We start from the raw sequence: 19,976 nt of genomic DNA on the forward strand, positions 1-19,976 counted from the left end.
ACTCTAGGGAATTCCTGCCGAACGCAGGAATTGCCGGACCTCCCGGCTCTGGCACGCAGCTCACACTAGACTGACAATTGCGCCCCTCCGCCCCCGTTCTGGAAGGTTTTTGCACATGCATGACAAACACGGCCTGATCCAAAACCGGCTCAAACGAGTCTTGGTGGAACGGATCATCCCGGCGATCCACACGCCTGTGGCTCCCTTGGAGCTGACGGCGTGGCATGTGGACGGCGGACAGGGCGAGCCCGTCTCACCTGCCGTGGCCTTGCCCACCTCCAAACCTTCCGACGATGCTCGCTATGTGCCCTTTTCAGTGGGCGATCCGTGGGGTCCGGCGTGGGGCACTAGCTGGATTCACGTAACGGGCACGGTTCCCAAGGAGGCGCGTGGCCGCAAGGTGGAACTCGTGGTGGATCTGGGTTTTAGCCAGTCCTGGCCGGGATTTCAGGCAGAGGGCCTCATCTACCGTCCCGATGGAACCACTATCAAGGCGCTGAATCCGCTCAATACCTGGGTTCCCGTGGACAGTCTTGCCCCCGACGGTATCGCCCAGGGCGGGGAAACCATCGACCTCTATGTTGAGGCCGCCGCGAACCCGTTTGTCTTCACTGACAACCCATTCATTCCAACGCAGCTGGGCGAAAAATTCACCGCCGGAAGTGCACCGCGCTACACCATGGCCCGCGCCGACATCAGTATTTTCAACACCGAGGTCTGGGAGCTCGTTCAAGATCTTGAGGTCCTCGACCAGCTCCAGAATGAGCTGGATCTTGGCAACCCGCGTCGCTGGGACATTCTGTATGCGCTGGAACGCGCGCTCGACGCCGTTTCACTCACCGACATCTGCGGCACGGCTGCCGCGGCACGCGCCCACCTCACCGAAGTTCTGGCGCAACCGGCCAACGCCAGCGCGCACCAAATTACGGCCATTGGCCACGCCCATATTGATTCGGCGTGGCTGTGGCCCGTGCGCGAGACGGTTCGTAAGGTGGCCCGTACCGCCTCCAATGTGATCAATCTGTTGGCCGAGAACCCCGAATTCCAGTTCGCCATGTCCTCCGCCCAGCAGTATGAATGGTTGAAGGAGCACCGCCCGGAGGTTTTCGCCAAGGTTAAGGCCGCCGTGGCGGAGGGCCGGTTCATCCCCGTGGGGGGCATGTGGGTGGAGTCGGATACCAACATGGTGGGCTCGGAGGCCATGGCCCGACAGTTCGCGTACGGCCAACGGTTCTTCCGTGAAAACTTTGGTTTGGAATGCCAAGAGGTGTGGCTGCCGGACTCCTTTGGCTACTCGGCTGCGCTGCCGCAGATCGTGAAGCAGGCGGGCGCCAAGTGGTTCCTGACCCAGAAGATCTCGTGGAACACCGTGAACAAGTTCCCGCACCACACCTTCAACTGGGAGGGCATTGACGGCACCCGAGTGTTCACCCACTTCCCGCCCGCGGACACGTACAACTCACAGCTGTCCGGGCAGGAATTGGCCCACGCCGTCAGCAACTTTCGGGACAAGGGTGCCGCCAAGAACTCGCTCGTCCCCTTTGGCTGGGGTGACGGCGGCGGCGGGCCAACGCGCGAGATGCTGGCCCGTGCCAAGCGCACCAAGAATCTGGAAGGTTCTGCACAGGTCACGATCCAGAGCCCGGCGGAGTTCTTCACCGCCGCACAGGCCGAATATCCCAACGCCCCGGTATGGAAGGGCGAGCTGTACCTTGAACTGCACCGCGGTACCTATACATCGCAGGCCCTGACCAAGCAGGGCAACCGTCGCAGCGAGCACCTTCTCCGCGAGGCGGAGCTTTGGAGTGCCACGGCCGCCGTGCGCGGACTGCTGGACTACCCGTATGAGGAGCTCGACAGGATCTGGAAACTCGTTCTCCTGAACCAATTCCACGACATCCTGCCCGGCTCCTCTATCGCCTGGGTTCACCGCGAGGCGGCCGACAGCTACGCTCGGATTGCCGCAGATCTCGAGGAGATCATCAGCCCGGCGCTGCTCGCGCTGGCGCCCTATGTCGAGCCGCTCGACCCTGGCTCGGAGCAGGATTTCGCGAACACTACTCTGTTCAACGCCTCCCCCTACCCGCGCCTCGGCATCGCCCCGCTCAGTGCAGGTGTCGCGGCGCCACACAGCACGAAGGTGACGGTGGAGCACGACGGCGCTGACGTCGTCGTCCATAACGGGCTCATCACCGTCCGCTTCGGCGCGGACGGCGTCATCAGCTCCATCCTGGACGTGGCCGCGCACCGCGAGCTCGTCCCTGAAGGGCAGGGCGCCAACCTGCTGCAGCTGCACGCGGATTTCCCCAATATGTGGGACGCGTGGGACATTGACGAGTTTTACAAAAACACGGTGACCGACCTACGCGAGCTGGACTCGATGGAGGTCACGATGCTGGGAGACCAGCCTGAGATCACCATCAAGCGGAATTTCCGGAAGTCGCACATCACCCAGCGGGTGCGGATTTCCCCGGACTCGAAGGTCATCACCGTCTACAACGACGTGGATTGGCATGAGCAGGAGACGCTGCTCAAGGCTGCGTTCCCGCTCGATGTGCACGCCGATCATGCCCGCTTCGAGACGCAGTACGGGCACATCCAACGGGCCACGCATGAAAACACGTCCTGGGACAACGCCCGCTTTGAGGTGTGCGCACACCGCTGGGTCCATGTGGGCGAACCCGGGTTTGGTGCGGCGGTGGTCAATGACTCCACCTACGGGCACGATGTTTCCCGGCACCCGGGCGCCAATGGTTCAAGTTTCACCACGATTCGACTCTCATTGCTGCGTGGGCCACGCTTCCCGGACCCCGAGACAGATCAGGGCCACCATTCCTTCACGTACGGTTTGGTGGTGGGTGCCGATGTGCAGGATGCCGTGGCCGCCGGCTATGCGCTGAACCTGCCGTGGCGAGGTGTCCCGGCCAATGGCGCCGCCATCGATCCCCTTGTCAGCACGGACTCGCAGGCTGCCCTGATTGAGGCCGTCAAGTTAGCCGACGACGGCAGCGGCGACGTCATTGTCCGCCTGTATGAGCCCCTCGGCGCCAGGGCGCAGCTCACCCTGAATGCTTCCTTCCCGGTGGCCTCCATCGCGGAAAACAACCTTTTGGAGCAGCCGTACGACGCCGGGTCCCTCACCGTGGGTGCCGCCGAGGCATCGGGCAACCGCGCGATCCGACTTGCGCTGCGCCCGTTCCAGATTCTGACACTCCGACTGCAGCGGAAGGCGAATCCAGGCTCTGATCACCAATGAAATGTGATCCTCGTTCAGGAGAAAGCAACGCACCCACCCCCTAGCCGCCGTCTGTACCGAGTAGTAGGCTCGCAGCTATCGAGCTAATCACCGGATCTGCAAGCCGGCGGTGTCTGCGCCGCCGGCGGAGATGAGGACGGCATGCCTGACGGCAAACAAGTCACCGCCGAAGACGCGAGGAACGTGGCGGAGGCGGCCCGGGAATCTACGTGGGAGCGTCCCAGCTTCGCTAAAGGTTTATATCTGGGCGACTTTGACTTAGGTCTCATCCATCCCCACCCGCAGTCCTCGCCCGAGGACGTCACCCGGGGCGAAGCCTTCCTGGAAAAGGTTGAGGCTTACGCCAGGACCCTGGATGGCTCACGGGTGGAACGGGACGCGAGAATTCCCGATGAGTATTTGGCCGGGTTGGCGCAACTCGGCGTGTTTGGCATGAAGATCCCTATTGACTACGGCGGTCTGGGTTTGAATCTGAGCTACTACGGCAGGGCCTTGGCCATCCTTGGCAGCGTCCACCCGGCCTTTGGTGCCCTTGTTTCGGCACATCAGTCCATCGGTGTGCCGGAGCCGGTAAAAGTATTTGGCACGGCCGAGCAAAAACAAAAGTACCTTCCCCGGTGTGCCGCCGGGGCTGTCACCGCATTCCTATTAACGGAAGCCGACGTGGGCTCGGACCCCGCCCGGATGGGTTGCCAGGCCGTCCCCTCCGAAGACGGCTCCGAGTACGTTTTGGACGGTGTAAAGCTGTGGACAACCAACGGCGTGATCGCGGAGCTGGTGGTTGTCATGGCCATGGTTCCTTCTCGTGGGCTGGATGCGGCTGGCCGTAAAACGGGTGGCATCACGGCCTTCGTGGTGGAGGCCGATTCGGCAGGGATCACCGTGGAAAACCGCAATCACTTCATGGGCTTGCGTGGCATTGAGAACGGTGTAACCCGCTTCCACCAGGTGCGCGTCCCGGCCGAGAACCGCCTGGGCCGCGAGGGTCAAGGGCTAAAGATCGCATTGACAACATTGAACACGGGGCGCCTGTCCATCCCGGCCATGGCGGCCGGTGCGGCCAAGTGGTCTTTGAAGATTGCCCGCGAATGGTCGGCTACCAGAAGTCAGTGGGGCCGGCCCGTGGGCGAGCATGAGGCCGTTGGTAAGAAGTTGGCATTCATGGCTGCCACAACCTTCGCACTGGAAGCCGTGTTTGAACTTTCGGCAGCCTTGGCCGATGCCGGCATGAAGGACGTGCGCATTGAGGCGGCGCTGGCCAAATTGTGGTCCTCCGAGTTCTCTTACAAGTGCGCCGACGAACTGGTTCAGATCCGCGGCGGCCGTGGCTACGAGACTGCCGCATCACTTGCCGCCCGTGGCGAACGGGCAGTTCCGGCCGAACAGCTCTTGAGGGACTTGCGCATCAACCGGATTTTTGAAGGCTCCACCGAGATCATGCACCTGCTCATTGCCCGCGAGGCCGTCGATGCGCATCTGGCCGCGGCCGGCGATCTGGCCTCCACCACGGCAACACTTGCAGAAAAGGGCAAGGCCGCCATGGACGCGAGCAGTTTCTATGTCAAATGGCTGCCGCAGCTTGTAGTGGGCAAGGGCATGGACCCACGCTCCTATAACGAATTTGGGCCACTGGGCAAGCACCTGCGCTTCGTGGAACGTGAGTCACGGAAACTGGCCCGGCAGACGTTTTATGCCATGGGCAGGTGGCAAGGAAACCTTGAATACAAGCAAGCGTTCTTGGGCCGAATCGTTGATATTGGCGCCGAGCTTTTCGCCATTTCCGCCTGTTGCTCCAGAGCCGAAATGCTGCGGCTCAAGGATCCCAACCAGGGCCGGTCCGCCCTGAAGCTGGCAGACGCCTTTGCCTCGCAGTCAAGGCTTCGCGTTGAGACATTGTTCGGTGAGCTCTGGCACAACACCGATGATTCCGATAAGTCCCTGACCGAGGAACTACTGGCAGGGAATTTCACGTGGCTCGAGGAAGGGGTCCTTGACCCGTCAGAAGGTACGGGCCCGTGGATTGCCGATGCCACGCCCGGCGCCTCGACACACGAAAACCAGCATCGTACGTACCGCTGAGCGGGCGGACCCTGTGGGCCCCTGCCGACAGGATTCCGGATACACAAAACCCCCACAGCATGAAGCGCTGCGGGGGTTTTGTGAAAGCGAAAAAATATTAGCCGTCGGTCTTGACGATGTAGACGTCGCACGGAGCGTTGTGTGAGACAGCGTTAGCAACGGATCCCAGTACGCGGGCCAGGCCCTGCATGCGGACGTTTCCAACAACGATCAGCTTGGCATCAAGCTTGGTGGCCTCTTCAAGCAGGACGTCGGCAGGCTTGCCCAGTGCTGAGGAGTATTCGGTCTTGACGCCGCTGATCTTCAACTCTTCGGCAACGCGCTGAGCGACACGCTCAGCTTCGTCGGCGGTGGACAGGAACCACTCGTCATTGCCAATGGCAACCTTCTCGGTCTTGTCCTCGCCAAATGCGGTGACTACGCGCAGCGTGCTGCCCGTTGCCTTCGCCAGCTCCGCGGCAACGCGGGCAGCCTTCATGGACGTTGAGTTGCCGTCGACGCCGACAATGATGATTTCAGCCATTTGTTCATCCTTATATTCGATCCAAAACATCAATGCTCTGAGCATCAATGCCACGCTTGTCCCCTACTTTAGCCACAAATGGTCCCATTTAGGCCTAAACGTGCGCGAACTTACGCTGCTGTTACGCCGAGGCGGTTTTCATGGCGTCGGCAAGGATCTCCAGCACATGCCGGTATTTCTCGCCCGTTGCCCGGCTCATGCCCAGTTCGCAGGTCCTGTTGCAGGATGCGTGTGCCGTGGCGCCCATCGCCACAACATCGGCAGCCTGTGCCGACGTGGCCGATTCCGTCAGCTCCGGATGCAACATCCCACGGTCACCGGCAAAGCCGCAGCAGCCCCAGTTGTCCGGCACCTGAACCGATTCCGCCACCGCAGCAGCCACCTTCGTCAACGAAGAGTTCAGCCCCATTCGCACAGAGGAACACGTGGGGTGCAGGGCCAGTGAATCCAACTTCTTCCATCCCCCACCCAACAATGGCAGCAGGCGTTCAGCTGTGAACTCCACAGCGTCCACGACCCGCAACGGCCTCTGGCCTGGCGCCGGCACCTCACTTTCAATGGTGTGCAGCAGTCCCTCCGTGCAACTGGAGGCATCGCAAATGACCTCCAGCTCGCCATCCCTGGTGGCTTCCCGCAACACCGAAAGCGTTCGCGCATGCATCTGCGCCAGCCCGACGCTCATCCCCTTGGACGACCACGGCGTTCCACAACACGTGCTGTCGATGCCCTCCGGAACCACCAACTGCACCCCGGCCGTGGCACACAACTGCTCAAAACTAGCCTGCACACCGGCCGAACCCGCTTCGGCAGGCCCGAACATCACATTCACACAGGCCGGAAAATACACGGCTGTCGCTGCCCCGGCGGGGGCTGGCCGGCGTCGTGCCGCACCTCCGGCTGGCAATTCGGGCGAATACAGCGGCAGCGTGTCCTCACCCAGGAGCTTCCGCCCCAGCCTATTGACGGGAAGTACGACGGCGGCTGGTACCTTCGCGGCCACGCCGAGTGCCAGCCCGGCCCCTTGGGTGACGGCACCCCAGTGTTTGGCAGCCGTGCCCCACACGCCGTTTTCGATGGGCCCGGCAGCTTCGGCGCGCAGCCGCTTGACCATGGTGCCGGTGTTGATGTCCACGGGGCACGCGGTCTGGCACATGCCGTCAACCGCGCAGGTATCTACGGCTGAATAGTCGTAGTCCGCGGCCAAGGCATCGGCGAGTTCCGTGTCTCCCTCGCGGCGAGCCGCGGCCATGTCGCGCAGCGTGACAATGCGTTGGCGCGGGGTCAGCGTCAGGTTCTTGCTGGGGCACACCGGTTCGCAGTAGCCGCAGGAGACACACCGATCCACCTCCGGGTCCACGGGCGGCGGCGCAGCCTTAATATGGCGCAGATGTGCTACAGGATCATCATCGAGAAGAACGCCGGGGTTCAACATGCCGGCGGGATCAAACAACGCCTTGATGCTGCGCATGACGTCGTAGAGTTCATTGCCGTACTGGCGGCGTACAAACGGCGCCATGACGCGGCCCGTGCCGTGCTCAGCCTTGAGGGAACCGCCCTCACCCAGCACCACATCCACCATGTCTTCCGTGAACGCCTCGTAGCGGTCCAGCTCATCCTTGCTGGCGAATTTGTCCGTCAGCATGAAGTGGATATTGCCGTCCTTGGCGTGCCCAAAAATGACTGAATTAGCATAACTGTACTTATTAAATAGTTCCCCCAGCGCTACGCAGGTCCTGCCCAGCACGGGCACCGGAACCACCACGTCCTCCAACAGCGCGGTGGTTCCCTGCGGACGGGCACCGGCCACCGAGGTGTACAGTCCCTTGCGCAGATGCCACAACTCGGCGCGAATGGTGGGGTCGGAACTAAAATCGGCGTCGCCCTCGAGCCCCAGCGTCCGGGCCAGCGCCACGGCCTTGGCGTTGAGCACGGCGAGTTCGTCGGTGGTTCCGCCCTGATACTCCACCAACAGTGCTGCGTGCGCATCGACATTAAGATCACGCACGACGCCGGGTACCTGGCTCAGGCCTTGTCCCACCTTGAGCGAGAGTGAATCCATGAGCTCGACTGTGGCGGCGCCGCTGTCCACGAGCGCCGGAAGTGCGGCGTTGGCGGCCTCCAGATCCCGAAAGACCAGAAGTCCGGAGGTTGCGTGTGCCAACCGCGATACGGTCCTGAAAACTGCCTCGGCCACGAAGCCAAGGGTGCCTTCGCTGCCCACCACCAGGTGCGCGAGGATATCCACGGGGTCGGCAAAGTCCAGCAGCGAATTCAACCCGTAGCCCATGGTGTTTTTCATGGCGAACTGGTGCTCAATGATGGTGCGGGACTGTGGATTGCTGCGTACCCTCTCGGCCAGTTCCCCCAGGCCGCGGAAAAGCTCGGGTTCCAGGGATCGCAGACGGGCCGAGGCGTCCGCGGCTCCTGTGTCGATGACGGTGCCGCTGGCCAAGACAAGAGTGAGTGATTCCAAGGTCCGGTAGGCGTTGTCGGTGGTGCCGCATGCCATGCCGGAGGAGTTGTTGGCCACCACACCGCCAATGGTGCAGGCGGCCTCACTGGCCGGGTCGGGGCCAAATTTGCGCCCGTACCGCACCAGCCGCGCATTCAGGTCCCGCACCGTCACGCCGGGCTGCACGCGAACCCGGGCGCCGCCGTCGAGCACTTCAATGTTCTTGAAGTTTTTGCGCACATCCACCAGCAGTCCCCCGCTGACCGCTTGCCCGCTCAGGCTGGTGCCACCGGAGCGCAGGGTCAGCGGTAGACCGCGCGCGGCGCTGACCTGCATCAAATTCGCTACTTCCGCGGCACTTTCGGGGACAGCCACGGCCCGCGGGATCAGGAGGAAATGGGAGGCGTCATGGGCGTTGGCGTGGCGGTCAAGGGCTCCGGTTTTTGTTTGTTCCGGCTCGCCCATGGCGGCGGTGACGTCGCGCAGCAGGGCCCCTGCCAGCGTCGCATTGCGAATATTGTCCCCTGTACGCGCTGACATCTTTGCCCCTCATGATGGTCCACTAGCTTGCGTTCACCGTGCCGCCTGGCGGCTGGGTGTTCGCCCTTCATGCTATCCCTGAAGTGAATTGGCCCGTTATGCTGGCCACACAATGCACCTACGCTAGGAGTTTCATGTCCATCTCCACCGCAGACCTTTACGACGAACGCGGGCCCGAGCTGGCCTCCGTGTCCTTGCAATTTCGGGACTTTGGCGGCGCTTCTTCTTTTAGCGGGCCCGTGCGAACCGTCCAGTGCCGCCATGACAACGCGCTGGCGAAGGCCTTGTTGGCCACGCCAGGGGAAGGTGCCGTCCTGATTATCGACGGCGGCGGCTCATTACAGACCGCACTCATGGGCGACATGATTGGCGCATCCGCTGTGCAGAACGGCTGGGCCGGGGTGATCATCAACGGTGCAGTCCGCGACAGCGTGGCCCTCGGAACGCTCCACCTCGGGGTCAAGGCGCTTGGCACCAACCCGGCCAAGAGCGCCAAGGAAGGCGCCGGAAGCGTCGATGTGCCGGTCCAGCTTGGCGAGGTCACCATTAATCCTGGCGACGTGGTTTATGCCGATCCTGACGGAATTCTGGTGGCCGCTACGCTTTGAAGTTGGCGGGGCCCTGCAACTTTGCCAGCTGCACTTTCTTCTCTGCCGTCAAGCGCACCAGAGTTCCGCTGGGTTCATGGAAGAACGCAAGGACGGTTTCGGCGATGACACACTTGGTCTCCGTCACCGGATCAAAGATGGCATAGGCCACCGTGAAGCTGGCGCCCTTCACGGCACTGATCCACACCTGAATAACAGCCGGAATGTTGCGGTAGTTCAGCGGGGAAAGGTATCGCACCCGGTGCTCAACCACCAGGGCCTGCACATCAGCATCCAGCTCGGAAAAGATGGGTCGCGCAACATCCACGCCAGGCAGACCAGTCCCTGCGGGGGGCCCAAAAGCGTGAACCCTGGCCTCCTCAAGAATCCGCAGCACCTCCACATTGTTGATATGCCCGTAGGCGTCCATGTCGCCCCAGCGCATGGGGACGTGCAGCGCAAGTGGCGTGCCGTCGTCGTTCATTGATTGCTGAAGGTTCATGACAAATCGTCGCTTTCTGATGGCATCGCTGACAACACTTGAGCCTGTGCTGAATCGAGGTATTCCGTGAGCTCTGCCGCCGCCTCGACAGCCTGCCCGTCACGCCACAGGGTAAATATGTGCGCATTGGCGGTGGCGAACGGCGCGTGGAACGCCGGCTCGCCAGCCAGGGCATGGAACACCAGCCGCATCTCCGCTTGGACGTGCGCCATCACGGTATCAAGGCGAACGCTCTGAGCCAGCCCGACGACGAGTGCGTGGAACTGCTGGTTGGCGGCGGCCATTCCCGCAACGTCATGATTCTCCTCGGAGGCAAGCCCTAGCTGCACTGCCGCAGCGAGCGCTTTCTCCTGAATTTCGCCACCTTGAGGCAGTGACTGAACTTGGGGCAGTGACTGAATTTGATACCGTGGCTGAAGCAGGGCGGCAGGCTCCAGCACCCGCCGAATCCGGTACATTTCCCGCACATCGGCGCTCGATGGCCTCGCTACGAAAACACCACGGTTGGGAATGCGGGTGATGATGCGTTCCGCGTTCAACAGCGTAAATGCCTCTCGCAGCGTGTTCCGCGAAACACCCAGCTCGGCACCCAACGACGCCTCGGAAAGCTTGGCCCCGGGAGGCAGCTCCCCGCCAAGAATGGCCATCCGCAATTTTTCCGCCACAGCGCTTCCAGTGTGGGCGTGCTTGGCGTCAAGAGGCCCCATGGGCCGGCCATTCACGGTTCAGGATGGCGTAGTGATGCAGGGTAATCCATTCGCCCTTGCACCAGTCGGCTTCAACGAAGGTTGCCTCCAGGCGCATGCCAAGTCGGGCCATCAAGGCCGCTGATTTTTCGTTCCGGGCGTCGCAGATGCCTTCGACCCGGTGCCACCCGAAATGGTTAAAGGCAATGTCGAGGGCGGCCTTGCACGCGGCAAAGGCGATCCCCTTTCCCTGAACGTCGGGGCTGAAAACGAATCCAATCTCCCCACGCCGCCAATTGGCCGCGTCCCATTTCAAGAGGACCTCGCCTACTGCCTGGTGGGACTGCCCATACTCAACAGCCAGATCCAACCACTGCCCCGGAGCCGAAAGTTCCCGCTGGGCTGCCATGGAGGACAGCGTCAGTTCGGTATCGGCCACGGTGTGCGGCGGGTGCGGCAGATAGCGCGCAACATCAGCCAACGATCTGTATGCGTTCACGGCGGGTACGTCCGCCAAGGCAACTGGGCGCAGCCTCACGCCGTCGGCCATAAAAGGGTAGTCCGGCTGCGCCGGGAGCGGGATCTTTACAACGTCGGAAGGCATGTTCAGATCCTAGTGCGCAATCTCGGTACGGCCGGATTCGCGGCACGACCTTGAGGAAAGTTCGCGGCAAACAGTCAGAGTCGTTCGATAGCATAGCTCCATGCGCGCAGTCCCACTTTCCCGCCGCCGCGTGGAATTCATCCTGGTTCCCCTTGTTGCGGCCTTTTGCATGGCCTTCATCATTGGCGCCCTTGTGCTTGACCGCGATAGCCGGCCCTGCTCGGTGCCCAATTGGGACAACCATCTTTCGGTTTCCTTGGCGGGCAGCCTGGCCAGCACCTCCAACGTCTCGGCGATCACAGCCTGCGCTGGCACGAGCTGCACTCCCGCGTCGCCGACATTCGCAAAGAGTTCCTCGGGTGACACAAACATTTTGGTACATCAACAGGACGGGACCTGGCTCTTGACCCTTGGTGCGCAGCCGCCATCGTCCATTAACTTCAGGATGTTCGACGAAAGTGGGAAGGTTTTGGCAGCCCAGTCAACGGCCGTGAATTGGACTCGGGTGTCAGGCGATGAACGATGCGGCGGACGCATGGCGGACATCAGCGCGATGCTTAATGTTCCCTAAATCGGCGTGGCTAGCGGTTGAGGAAATGGATCAGGACCCCTGCGGCCCAGGTTCCGGCAGCCAGTGAGGCAAAGCCAAATTCGGCCAGAATACCCAGCCCCATAGCCTTTAGCGCTGCCACGGAAGACGATATCGCGGGACGAACTTCTTTCTGCCGCGCCAGCTCCGAAAGAAACAGTCCGACGGCGAACCCCACCAACAGCCCCACCACGGGGATCACAAAGAACCCCACCACGCCCAGCACCAGCCCAATCACCACCGAACGCCCTGGAATGGAACGCTCCTTCATGGCCCGGCCAGTCAGTACTGCGCTCGAAACCATACCGGCGGCAACGAACACCGCCCCGATGCCAAAGATGATCCACCCAAGCGGCGATCCCAGCACCAGCGCCCAAACCAGCAGGCTGATGCCAATCAAGATACTGCCCGGCAAGACAGGAATAATTACGCCGGTCACTCCCACCACAATGGCCAAGCCGCAAACTATCGTCCAAATGATCTGTGCATCCATGCTGTAATCGTGCCAGAAATTCATGCTCGACGCCGGAAGGTGCGTTCGGTTGCAGGGCAGGTCGCCGCTGGCCGGGTCCGCCGCGGCCTAGACTTTCATTGTGACCACTGAGCAGAAACCCAACCCCCTGGCCACTCCGGCGCCGACCAGTTCCGCACGACTGGCCGATTTCCAGCTTGCCTCCGCTACGCCATTGGCACTGGCGGGCTTCGTGGGTGCACTTGCCTTCATCGTGTACTCCTTGTTCTCTTGGCTGCAGTGGCGGAGTTTCGCCATCCGCTCGTGGGATCTAGGGATCTTCACCCAGCTGGCCAAGGACTACGCCCACTTCCAGGCGCCCATTGTGAGCATCAAAGGCGATGGATACAACCTGCTCGGAGATCACTTCCACCCACTGCTAGTGCTTCTGGCCCCGTTCTACCGGCTGTTTCCCAACGCCTATACGCTGCTCGTTGTGCAGAACCTACTCCTTGCCGTTTCGGTAGTGGTCATTTGCCACTTCGCCATCAAACGGCTGGGGCCCATCACAGGAGCCTGCCTAGGTGCTGGTTACGCACTGAGCTGGGGACTCCAATCAGCCATCGATTCCCAATTCCACGAGGTTGCCTTCGCGGTTCCGCTCCTGGCCCTTTCACTCGTTGCTTTGCTGGAGGAGCGGTGGCGTTCGGCCTGGATTTGGGCTTCGCTTTTGGTCTTCGTTAAAGAAGATTTGGGGCTGACGGTCTTTGTCATCGGTCTCGTCATGGCTTGGCGCGCACGCACGGCTGCGGGCCTATGGCTCTCGGCTTGGGGAGTCGGCTGGTTCATTCTGACCACCAAGATCATCCTGCCGGCCATGAACCCGGGCGATCAATGGGCCTACGAAAGCCAACTCAACATCAGCGGACTGCTCAGCAATCCGGCCTCACTTTTCCAAGCCGACAAAGTCATTACGGTGATCCTCTTGGCAACCATCACGGCCGGACTGTGCCTCTTCTCACCGCTGACATTGATCGTCCTACCCACCCTTGCTTGGCGTTTCCTCTCGGAACTGCCCGTGTACTGGGGGCAGGAATGGCAGTACAGCGCAGTACTCATGCCTGTCGTCTTTTGTGCCTCCATCGACGCCCTGTCCCGCCGAAAGGTACTCAACTCAGCACGCCTCAGGCTTCTTCTTGGAACCACCATCTTGTTGATTTCAGTGGTCCTGACCAGCCAATACGCTTTCGGTAAGTTGGCCGACACAGACAAGAACTTCGCACTCACAACAGCTGAATCCTCACAGAAGGCCTTGGCGGCGGTGCCCGACGGCGCAACTGTCGAGACCGATATCTCGCTCATGAGTTACCTTGTGGACCGCACCGAGGTTTACTGGATCGGCAATAGCAACAATCCCGCACCGGAGTACGTTCTCATCGACATCTCCGGCCGCCCCGGCACCGCACCAACCGCCGTCGCCACGGAGGCCGCCCAACGCTTCCCCGGCGCCCAGTACATCACCGTCTTCGCGGATGCCCGCTACCAAGTAGCCCAAAAGCAGTAGGCCTCACCTCACTTGAGCACCCCGTAAGGAAAGGACGACGGCGGCACCCGCGTGCCGCCGTCGCCCATTCCGTTTTTGTAGCTGGTTAGGCAGCCGAATTTTCTGCGCGGGCCGCCGCCAGATCTACGAAGACTGCCCGGTTGAGCTCAAACGATTCGGCCGCGAAGTTCAAGATGGCGTCCTTTTGCGAGCGGCTGAAATCGCTCGTATCCAGAAGCTCTCGGTAGGCGTCCTTGTACGGCTTGGGCTTGGCAATGGCGTCGAAAGTGTAGAAATTCAGTCCCTCATCGGCGATGCCGTAGTGACGCTGCACCATGCGGGAGATGATCAATCCACCGGAAAGATCCCCCATGTAGCGCACGTAATGATGGGCCAGCAGGAACTCGATCGATTCAACACCCAACGTTGCCAGAGCCTCGGCGTAGGCCACCGTGGCGGGCATGATCGCGATGCTCCCGTCAGCCAACTTCGCCTCCCAGTTCTCACCGTGATGGTAGGCCATGTCAGCTTCCAGAGCCCTAACCCGTGCCAACTTCGGGTCGATGAACGCACCCAGCTGCGGGTGATTCACATGAAGGGCAAGCGCAGTTTCCAAGGCACGATAAATGACCAAACTTTGATCCAGCAGGCTCACCAAGGCCGCGGCGTCCAAGGACCCACCCATCAATTCGGCAACAAAGGAGGAGTCCTCGGCGGCCGTGTGGGCTGCTGCGGTATGGGACCGAAGCTCTTCCGATAGGGCCAAGGAAGTCTCTCGTACAACGAATTCAACGGCAACTGCGGACATGATCAGCTCCATAATTAGGTAATGATTACCTTAGCTAATCAAAGTTGGTGACACTGTGTCAATAGCTTATGACACAGTGTCACCGAAATTTGTCATAGTGCCAGTTTGTTATGCCACGCCCTTGATCTTCACGACGAAGACCGCCCCAAGCAGCCCAATAATCGCAGCCACAACGTATAGCGTCACGTAGCCGCCCATAACGGTGACCAGCGGCCAGGCAATGATCGGAGCGATGACCTGGGGAAGCGAATTCGCTACGTTGATAACACCCATGTCCTTGCCGCGGCTTGCCGCTGAAGGAAGCACCTGGGTGAGTAGGGCAAAGTCAACCGCGAGATATACGCCGTAACCAATGCCAAGAACGGCGGCACCGGTGAGGGCGCCAATCCAGGTGGGGAAGAATGCCAAAATCAGCGCGGCCAAGGCGATGATGGCCGATGAAGCGATGACAAATGGCTTGCGCTTGCCAACCTTGTCCGTCCACCGTCCGCCAATAACGGCCGTGATCAACGTCAAAACCGCATAGACGCCCGTGAGGACCAGGACGCCAAATTCTGGGTTTTCATATCCGACGGCGTCGGTGAGGAAAAACAGCAGATAAAGAGTCACGAGGTGATTGCCAACGTTGACCAAGAATCGGGTTATCCATGCCCAAGCAAAATCCGGGTAGCGCTTAGGTGAGATCCAAAAGCCCTTGGCAAAGTTGAGCCAGGTAAAGGGTGGCCTGTCGTTGGCAGACAGCACCTGATCATTGGAGAAGAACAAGTACGGCACCATGCCGAGCAAAAGTCCCACAGCACAAATAATGAAGCCAAGGGAGAAGTTTCCCGCCACCACAGCCGCTATGGCTGCACCCATCAGGATGCCCACCACAGTTCCCATGGAGGAAAGCCCACCAATAATCCCGCGTTGACGCACAGGCACCTGGTCCGGAATGGCGGCTGTGGTGGCTGCGAGCGCGCCGTTGCAACCTAACTGCACCACGCACCACAGGAGCGTCATGGCAGCTACCGTTGGCGCGCCAGCTAGGCCGATCAACCCTATGGTTCCAAGCAATGCGCCAATGAAAACCCACGGAACCCTGCGGCCGAACTTGGAAATGGTTCTATCACTGAAGGTCCCAAAGAGTGGGTTCGCAACGAGCGAGACTGCGGCGCCAGCGCCCGTGACAAGGGCCAGAATTCCCTCTTTGTCTGCTTCACTGAAATCTGCTGCCTGCTGTCCCAGCAACACCTGAAGGGGGCCGAAGAATGCGGCATTGATGCCGACATTTACGAGAATGATGGAGGCTGTCCATCGATGCCGCACATTGACGGTTGGCTCTTGCAGCGCCAAGGTGTCCGCCTGCTGCGGGGCAGTGCCGCCGGTTTGATTACTCGTCACAGTGGCTTTCGCCCCCCAGTCATCGCGTTTACTTTTCCTACCGTCGCCCCAGCTTACGCGTCACCCCCACCCCGGCAGGCAAAGTTACTGCAACGCGCGGATTCGTTCAATGATCCGCAATCCGGCAATGGAATCCTCCGGGTCAACGGGCACTGGCGCACCATCGAGGATGGCGGCCGCGAGCAACTCGTAGAAGCGGGAAAAATTGCCCTGCTCGGTAGGCACGGCTGCGGTGTTTTCGCCTCGTCCAAGTAAGCCCCAGCTACCCTGGTGTTCAATTCCATAACCCACCGTACCGGGCATGATTCCTGCCCGGATCTGGCTCTCCTGAACATCGGCACCGTACTTAACGTAGGCAGCTTCCGAACCCAGAACACGAAACCGTGGACCGTTCTGCGCGGAGCAAGCGTTAAGCCAAAGGTGCGATGTGACGCCGCCAGAATGCTGCAACGCCACGAAGACATCATCCTCGGCCCGTTCGGCAGGACGGCGGGCAGCAAGCTCACCGTAGACGTGATCCACAGGCCCAAATAATTGCAGGGCCTGATCGATCAGGTGGGTACCCAGGTCAAAAAGCAGTCCGCCGCCTGTGGCTGCGGTGGCCTGGAGCTTCCATTCCTTGGTAATCTCCGGCTGCCAACGTTCAAGCCGTGATTCGAAGCGGCGGATTTCTCCGAGCGCCCCCTGCGCCAGCAGCTTCTGCAGTGTCAGGTACTCCCCGTCCCAGCGCCGGTTTTGGTAGGTGGTGAGAATCTGACCGTGCTTCTTGGCCAGCGCAACCAGCGCCTCACCTTCGGTGCTGGTCAGCGTAAATGGCTTATCCACGACCACGGCACAGCCGCCCTCGATCGCCGCAGCCGCAAGCGATCCATGGCTTGCCGGTGGTGTTGCCACAACCACCAGGTCGATGTCGCTCTGGCTGCCGGTCCACTCCGCGCGGCTGATCACCTTGGTGTGCGGGTGGGCCGCCCGAGCCTCCGCCTGGCGGCCCGGATCAGAGGCCACAATCACATCAAGGGAGAACTGCTCAAGCAGACCCAGCGAAGGAGCATGGAAGACACTCCCAGCGAGGCCATAGCCTAGGAGTGCCGTACGAATCTTGTGCGTCATGTCTTCCAGCCTACCGTCCGCGCTACTATGATTCCCATGACATTAGTTGCCCCCAAAGTCAGTTCTCCGCTGACTTCCGCCGCGCAGGCAAAGCTTGCCCGCACCCTCGCCGACAGCAACGATGTGACGGTGTTTGTTGATGGGACGGCCCACCGCTTGGACGACGGCGCACGGGAGGCCGTGCTCGATCTCCTGCAGCGCCTCTCCCGTGGTGACGCGGTGAGCGTGGCCAGCGTCGCCGAGCTGCTCACCACCTCACAAGCTGCAGAGTTGGCTGGCATCTCACACACTTTCCTGCGCAACCTCACCGACAGGGGTGCGATTGCCGTCCAGTATCGCGGCTCCCACCGGCGCATCCGCAGCCAGGACATCATGGCGTGGCTGGCCACCCAAAAACTGGCCACGCCTGCCACAGAGGCATAAACGCGAGTCTCGATTCATCTTCTAGGACTTCCTATGCTCGAACTCGCGGCGATATTTTTCGCCGGCTTCTGGGCCGGAACGATCAACGTTGTGGTTGGTTCCGGAACCCTTGTCACATTTCCCGTGCTGTTGCTCTTTGGGTATCCGCCCCTGACCGCTAACATCTCCAACAACATCGGTCTGGTAGCTGGTGGATTGTCAGGGACCTGGGGCTACCGCAAGGAATTGGCACCAAACAAGGGCATGCTCAGACGGCTCTTGCCCGCGTCTCTTGTTGGCGGGCTGACCGGAGCCGTCCTCCTGCTCGTCCTGCCGCCGTCGGCCTTCGGGACTATTGTGCCGGCGCTGATCATCATCGGCATCTTGATGGTCGCGTTTGGCCCCGCATTGCAGGGCCGGCTTGCCCTGCGCCGTAAAACCGCCCATGCCCACGGAACAGCGGGCCTGATTGCCGGCATCTTTGTGCTGGGAATATACGGTGGCTACTTCGGAGCAGCCCAAGGCATCTTGATCGTCGGGCTGATGGGCATCATGACCCAGGTTGCGTTGCAGCAAATCAATGCCGTCAAGAACGTGTTGACGACTGCTGTTAATGGCATCGCGGCTCTCACGTTCATGGTTATGGCCTGGCAGTACATCGATTGGCGGGTGACCGCATTGATAGCGTGCGGTTCCCTGTTGGGTGGATTGGTTGGCGCCAAGTTCGGACGGATGCTTCCACCCGTGGCGTTGCGAGCGACGATCATCGTGGTTGGCACGGCAGCGCTGGTAAAAATGGTGTTCTTCGCCTGAAGCAGGGATTTCATGGACACGGGGGGCGCACGGCAGTAGCGTTCCTTCGTGTAACCCGTGAGCAGCCCGCCACTTTCCCAAACATCGCCAAGGAGCAACCATGAGCCTTTTCGTCACCTCGGCAGACGGAACCCGTATCGCCTACGATTCTCAGGGGTCGGGTAAGGCTGTGATTCTTGTGGGCGGCGCCATGCAATTCAGGGCCTTCGATGCCACCACCTCCGCCATGGCCACCTTGCTGGCAGGACACGGATTTACTGTCATTAATTTTGATCGGCGCGGCCGCGGCGAAAGTGCTCAGGCTCCGTCGTTCACGCTCGCCAACACCATCGAGGACATAGGTGCCCTCATCGATGCGGCGGGCGGCCCCGTTGCACTTGTCGGGAACTCTTCCGGCGGTTCCATCAGCTTGGCGGCTGCCGCGGCGGGCCTTGAGATCTCCGACATGGTGCTCTTTGAGGTGCCACTGAGTGAGGAGCTGGGCAGTGAAGGGGCCGAATTTCTTGCCGGCCTGCGCGAGAAGATTGCCAACGGAACCCCGGATGAGACCATCGAGTTCTTCATGAAGGACATGCCGCCCGAGTGGCTCGAGGGCGCACGCAACAGCCCAGGGTGGCCAACCATGACGGCCATGGGCCCATCGCTGGAGCCAGATTCCGAATCACTGGCCTGGACACAGAGCGCCCCGCGCGGAGAACTCTTTTCAGCTATCACCGCGCGCACGTTGGTCCTGGTGGGTGAGCAGACGCTGCCGATCATGACACCGGCGGCCGAGTCCATCGCAAGCACCGTCCCCGATGCCATTTTTGAGCGAATTCCGGCCGCAAACCACAGCTGGGAACCTGCCGTCCTCGCCGATCGGATAGCTCGATTCCTGAACGAATCGGCATGAAAGACGACACCTCCGGCCCCGTGACCACACCGCGATGAGGTTGCATTTACATGCCCTTTCGTCGGTGACACTACCTCCGCGAGGCGGGCGGTCGTAGCTTGTTAGTAGCGGACTTTATAGTCCCCGAAGGCGCACCGGGAGGTTGTCATGCAAAGGTTTGCAGTCTTGACACTCGCGATGGGAGCCGCACTGATTCTGGGCGGCTGCACGGGAGGAACCCCCTACGGCGCTCCCCCAGCTTCGTCCAGTGCGGCCACTGTGACTCCCAGTGCCCCGGCGGGTGGCGAGACTGCCGCTCCGAGTCCAGTTCCGACGTCGAACCTCCCCGAGCCGACAGTCCTGCCAACCAACGCCTCGGTCATCACCTACTTCATTGCAGTGGGCGACGGCGGGACGGCCGGTCCCCTGGTCGGCTGCGGTGACAGCGCCGTCGCCGTGACGAGCCCGTCGGTGAGTTTTACCGATCCTGTTGAGGCGGCATTGCGGACACTGTTGGCCAGCCACACCGAGCAGCTTGGGCAATCGGGCTTGCGGAACGCCCTGTGGCAATCCACCTTGGCTGTGACCAGCATTGACCGCAGCGGCAGCGCCATTACGGCGCATCTTGACGGCTCCCTAGCCGTGGCCGGAGAGTGCGATATTCCACGCATTGAGCAGCAGCTCCTTCTCACGGCTCAAGAGGCGGCCGGCGGACCGGTGGCGATCACCATCAACGGAAAACCGCTGAGTGAGGCCCTTAGCCTGAAATAGCGCACG

18 protein-coding genes are annotated in these 19,976 nt (G+C 61.1%); 9 read left to right on the forward strand and 9 right to left on the reverse strand.

Annotation, left to right across the window (positions count from 1 at the left end):
- Positions 1-115 precede the first annotated feature (115 nt).
- Together ACP7B9_RS16480 and ACP7B9_RS16485 are read left to right on the forward strand one after the other, a co-directional pair.
- The gene (locus tag ACP7B9_RS16480; protein ID WP_425865054.1) at positions 116-3,256 is read left to right on the forward strand and encodes an alpha-mannosidase; all 3,141 of its coding nucleotides are present in this window, start codon (positions 116-118) and stop codon (positions 3,254-3,256) included.
- A 141-nt stretch (positions 3,257-3,397) separates the two neighbouring features.
- Positions 3,398-5,335 (forward strand): acyl-CoA dehydrogenase family protein, encoded by a 1,938-nt coding sequence (locus ACP7B9_RS16485; RefSeq protein WP_425865055.1) that lies wholly within the window; start codon positions 3,398-3,400, stop codon positions 5,333-5,335.
- A 97-nt stretch (positions 5,336-5,432) separates the two neighbouring features.
- On the opposite strand, the gene ACP7B9_RS16490 is transcribed toward ACP7B9_RS16485, so the two are convergent.
- A complete protein-coding gene (locus ACP7B9_RS16490) occupies positions 5,433-5,858 on the reverse strand; it encodes a universal stress protein (RefSeq protein ID WP_425865056.1) in 426 nt (141 codons plus the stop codon).
- Between the two features lie 121 nt (positions 5,859-5,979).
- Positions 5,980-8,850: an FAD-binding and (Fe-S)-binding domain-containing protein gene (locus ACP7B9_RS16495; protein ID WP_425865057.1), complete on the reverse strand. Its 2,871-nt coding sequence runs from the start codon at positions 8,848-8,850 to the stop codon at positions 5,980-5,982.
- A 134-nt stretch (positions 8,851-8,984) separates the two neighbouring features.
- Between ACP7B9_RS16495 and rraA the strand changes: the two genes are divergently transcribed.
- Complete coding sequence (gene rraA, locus ACP7B9_RS16500) at positions 8,985-9,458, forward strand: ribonuclease E activity regulator RraA (protein ID WP_425865058.1); 474 nt, start codon at positions 8,985-8,987, stop codon at positions 9,456-9,458.
- Here the strand turns inward: rraA and ACP7B9_RS16505 are convergent.
- Genes ACP7B9_RS16505 through ACP7B9_RS16515 form a run of 3 tightly spaced genes read right to left on the reverse strand, consistent with a single transcriptional unit; the run spans position 9,448 to position 11,229 of the window.
- Positions 9,448-9,939: an acyl-CoA thioesterase gene (locus tag ACP7B9_RS16505; RefSeq protein WP_425865059.1), complete on the reverse strand. Its 492-nt coding sequence runs from the start codon at positions 9,937-9,939 to the stop codon at positions 9,448-9,450. The two genes, rraA and ACP7B9_RS16505, sit on opposite strands and share 11 nt — an antisense overlap.
- Positions 9,936-10,646 carry a GntR family transcriptional regulator gene (locus ACP7B9_RS16510; RefSeq protein ID WP_425865060.1) on the reverse strand — a complete coding sequence of 237 codons (711 nt, stop codon included), beginning with the start codon at positions 10,644-10,646 and terminating at the stop codon, positions 9,936-9,938. The genes ACP7B9_RS16505 and ACP7B9_RS16510 overlap by 4 nt, the downstream gene beginning before the upstream one ends.
- The gene (locus ACP7B9_RS16515) at positions 10,633-11,229 is read right to left on the reverse strand and encodes a GNAT family N-acetyltransferase (RefSeq protein ID WP_425865061.1); all 597 of its coding nucleotides are present in this window, start codon (positions 11,227-11,229) and stop codon (positions 10,633-10,635) included. The genes ACP7B9_RS16510 and ACP7B9_RS16515 overlap by 14 nt, the downstream gene beginning before the upstream one ends.
- A 100-nt stretch (positions 11,230-11,329) precedes the next feature.
- Here ACP7B9_RS16515 and ACP7B9_RS16520 point away from each other — a divergent pair, with 100 nt between their 5' ends.
- Entirely contained in the window at positions 11,330-11,800 is a 471-nt protein-coding gene (locus tag ACP7B9_RS16520; protein ID WP_425865062.1) for a hypothetical protein, read from the forward strand.
- Between the two features lie 10 nt (positions 11,801-11,810).
- Here the strand turns inward: ACP7B9_RS16520 and ACP7B9_RS16525 are convergent, their stop codons facing one another.
- Positions 11,811-12,311, reverse strand: coding sequence for a DUF456 domain-containing protein (locus ACP7B9_RS16525; protein ID WP_425865063.1), 501 nt, complete (start codon positions 12,309-12,311; stop codon positions 11,811-11,813).
- Between the two features lie 100 nt (positions 12,312-12,411).
- On the opposite strand from ACP7B9_RS16525, the gene ACP7B9_RS16530 reads away from it, so the two are divergent.
- Positions 12,412-13,833, forward strand: a complete 1,422-nt coding sequence (locus tag ACP7B9_RS16530) for a DUF2079 domain-containing protein (RefSeq protein WP_425865064.1) — start codon at positions 12,412-12,414, stop codon at positions 13,831-13,833.
- 85 nt (positions 13,834-13,918) lie between these two features.
- Here the strand turns inward: ACP7B9_RS16530 and ACP7B9_RS16535 are convergent, their stop codons facing one another.
- The 3 genes from ACP7B9_RS16535 to ACP7B9_RS16545 all read right to left on the reverse strand — a co-directional run bounded on the left by ACP7B9_RS16535 (position 13,919) and on the right by ACP7B9_RS16545 (position 17,113).
- A complete protein-coding gene (locus tag ACP7B9_RS16535; RefSeq protein ID WP_425865065.1) occupies positions 13,919-14,620 on the reverse strand; it encodes a heme oxygenase (biliverdin-producing) in 702 nt (233 codons plus the stop codon).
- A 108-nt stretch (positions 14,621-14,728) separates the two neighbouring features.
- Positions 14,729-16,003 (reverse strand): MFS transporter, encoded by a 1,275-nt coding sequence (locus ACP7B9_RS16540; RefSeq protein ID WP_425865066.1) that lies wholly within the window; start codon positions 16,001-16,003, stop codon positions 14,729-14,731.
- 84 nt (positions 16,004-16,087) lie between these two features.
- Entirely contained in the window at positions 16,088-17,113 is a 1,026-nt protein-coding gene (locus ACP7B9_RS16545; protein WP_425865067.1) for a Gfo/Idh/MocA family protein, read from the reverse strand.
- Positions 17,114-17,149: 36 nt separating this feature from the next.
- Here ACP7B9_RS16545 and ACP7B9_RS16550 point away from each other — a divergent pair, with 36 nt between their 5' ends.
- The 4 genes from ACP7B9_RS16550 (at position 17,150) to ACP7B9_RS16565 (ending at position 19,970) form a co-directional block, all read left to right on the forward strand.
- Positions 17,150-17,536: a helix-turn-helix domain-containing protein gene (locus ACP7B9_RS16550; RefSeq protein WP_425865068.1), complete on the forward strand. Its 387-nt coding sequence runs from the start codon at positions 17,150-17,152 to the stop codon at positions 17,534-17,536.
- Between the two features lie 33 nt (positions 17,537-17,569).
- Complete coding sequence (locus ACP7B9_RS16555; RefSeq protein WP_425865069.1) at positions 17,570-18,328, forward strand: sulfite exporter TauE/SafE family protein; 759 nt, start codon at positions 17,570-17,572, stop codon at positions 18,326-18,328.
- 100 nt (positions 18,329-18,428) lie between these two features.
- Entirely contained in the window at positions 18,429-19,220 is a 792-nt protein-coding gene (locus ACP7B9_RS16560) for an alpha/beta fold hydrolase (protein ID WP_425865070.1), read from the forward strand.
- Positions 19,221-19,367: 147 nt separating this feature from the next.
- On the forward strand, positions 19,368-19,970 hold the full coding sequence (locus ACP7B9_RS16565) for a GerMN domain-containing protein (RefSeq protein ID WP_425865071.1): 603 nt from the start codon (positions 19,368-19,370) through the stop codon (positions 19,968-19,970).
- Positions 19,971-19,976 lie beyond the last annotated feature (6 nt).

The sequence above is a fragment of the Arthrobacter sp. TWP1-1 genome, from assembly GCF_049897845.1.
GTDB lineage: Bacteria > Actinomycetota > Actinomycetes > Actinomycetales > Micrococcaceae > Specibacter.

Bases quoted from the DNA above. Each gene is read 5' to 3' on its own strand.
- ACP7B9_RS16535 (WP_425865065.1), bottom strand. From the start codon at position 14,620: ATGTCCGCAGTTGCCGTTGAATTCGTTGTACGAGAGACTTCCTTGGCC.
- ACP7B9_RS16490 (WP_425865056.1), bottom strand. From the start codon at position 5,858: ATGGCTGAAATCATCATTGTCGGCGTCGACGGCAACTCAACGTCCATG.
- ACP7B9_RS16505 (WP_425865059.1), bottom strand. From the start codon at position 9,939: ATGAACCTTCAGCAATCAATGAACGACGACGGCACGCCACTTGCGCTG.
- ACP7B9_RS16480 (WP_425865054.1), top strand. From the start codon at position 116: ATGCATGACAAACACGGCCTGATCCAAAACCGGCTCAAACGAGTCTTG.
- rraA (WP_425865058.1), top strand. From the start codon at position 8,985: ATGTCCATCTCCACCGCAGACCTTTACGACGAACGCGGGCCCGAGCTG.
- ACP7B9_RS16525 (WP_425865063.1), bottom strand. From the start codon at position 12,311: ATGGATGCACAGATCATTTGGACGATAGTTTGCGGCTTGGCCATTGTG.
- ACP7B9_RS16515 (WP_425865061.1), bottom strand. From the start codon at position 11,229: ATGCCTTCCGACGTTGTAAAGATCCCGCTCCCGGCGCAGCCGGACTAC.
- ACP7B9_RS16510 (WP_425865060.1), bottom strand. From the start codon at position 10,646: ATGGGGCCTCTTGACGCCAAGCACGCCCACACTGGAAGCGCTGTGGCG.
- ACP7B9_RS16560 (WP_425865070.1), top strand. From the start codon at position 18,429: ATGAGCCTTTTCGTCACCTCGGCAGACGGAACCCGTATCGCCTACGAT.
- ACP7B9_RS16565 (WP_425865071.1), top strand. From the start codon at position 19,368: ATGCAAAGGTTTGCAGTCTTGACACTCGCGATGGGAGCCGCACTGATT.
- ACP7B9_RS16550 (WP_425865068.1), top strand. From the start codon at position 17,150: ATGACATTAGTTGCCCCCAAAGTCAGTTCTCCGCTGACTTCCGCCGCG.
- ACP7B9_RS16555 (WP_425865069.1), top strand. From the start codon at position 17,570: ATGCTCGAACTCGCGGCGATATTTTTCGCCGGCTTCTGGGCCGGAACG.
- ACP7B9_RS16495 (WP_425865057.1), bottom strand. From the start codon at position 8,850: ATGTCAGCGCGTACAGGGGACAATATTCGCAATGCGACGCTGGCAGGG.
- ACP7B9_RS16545 (WP_425865067.1), bottom strand. From the start codon at position 17,113: ATGACGCACAAGATTCGTACGGCACTCCTAGGCTATGGCCTCGCTGGG.
- ACP7B9_RS16485 (WP_425865055.1), top strand. From the start codon at position 3,398: ATGCCTGACGGCAAACAAGTCACCGCCGAAGACGCGAGGAACGTGGCG.
- ACP7B9_RS16520 (WP_425865062.1), top strand. From the start codon at position 11,330: ATGCGCGCAGTCCCACTTTCCCGCCGCCGCGTGGAATTCATCCTGGTT.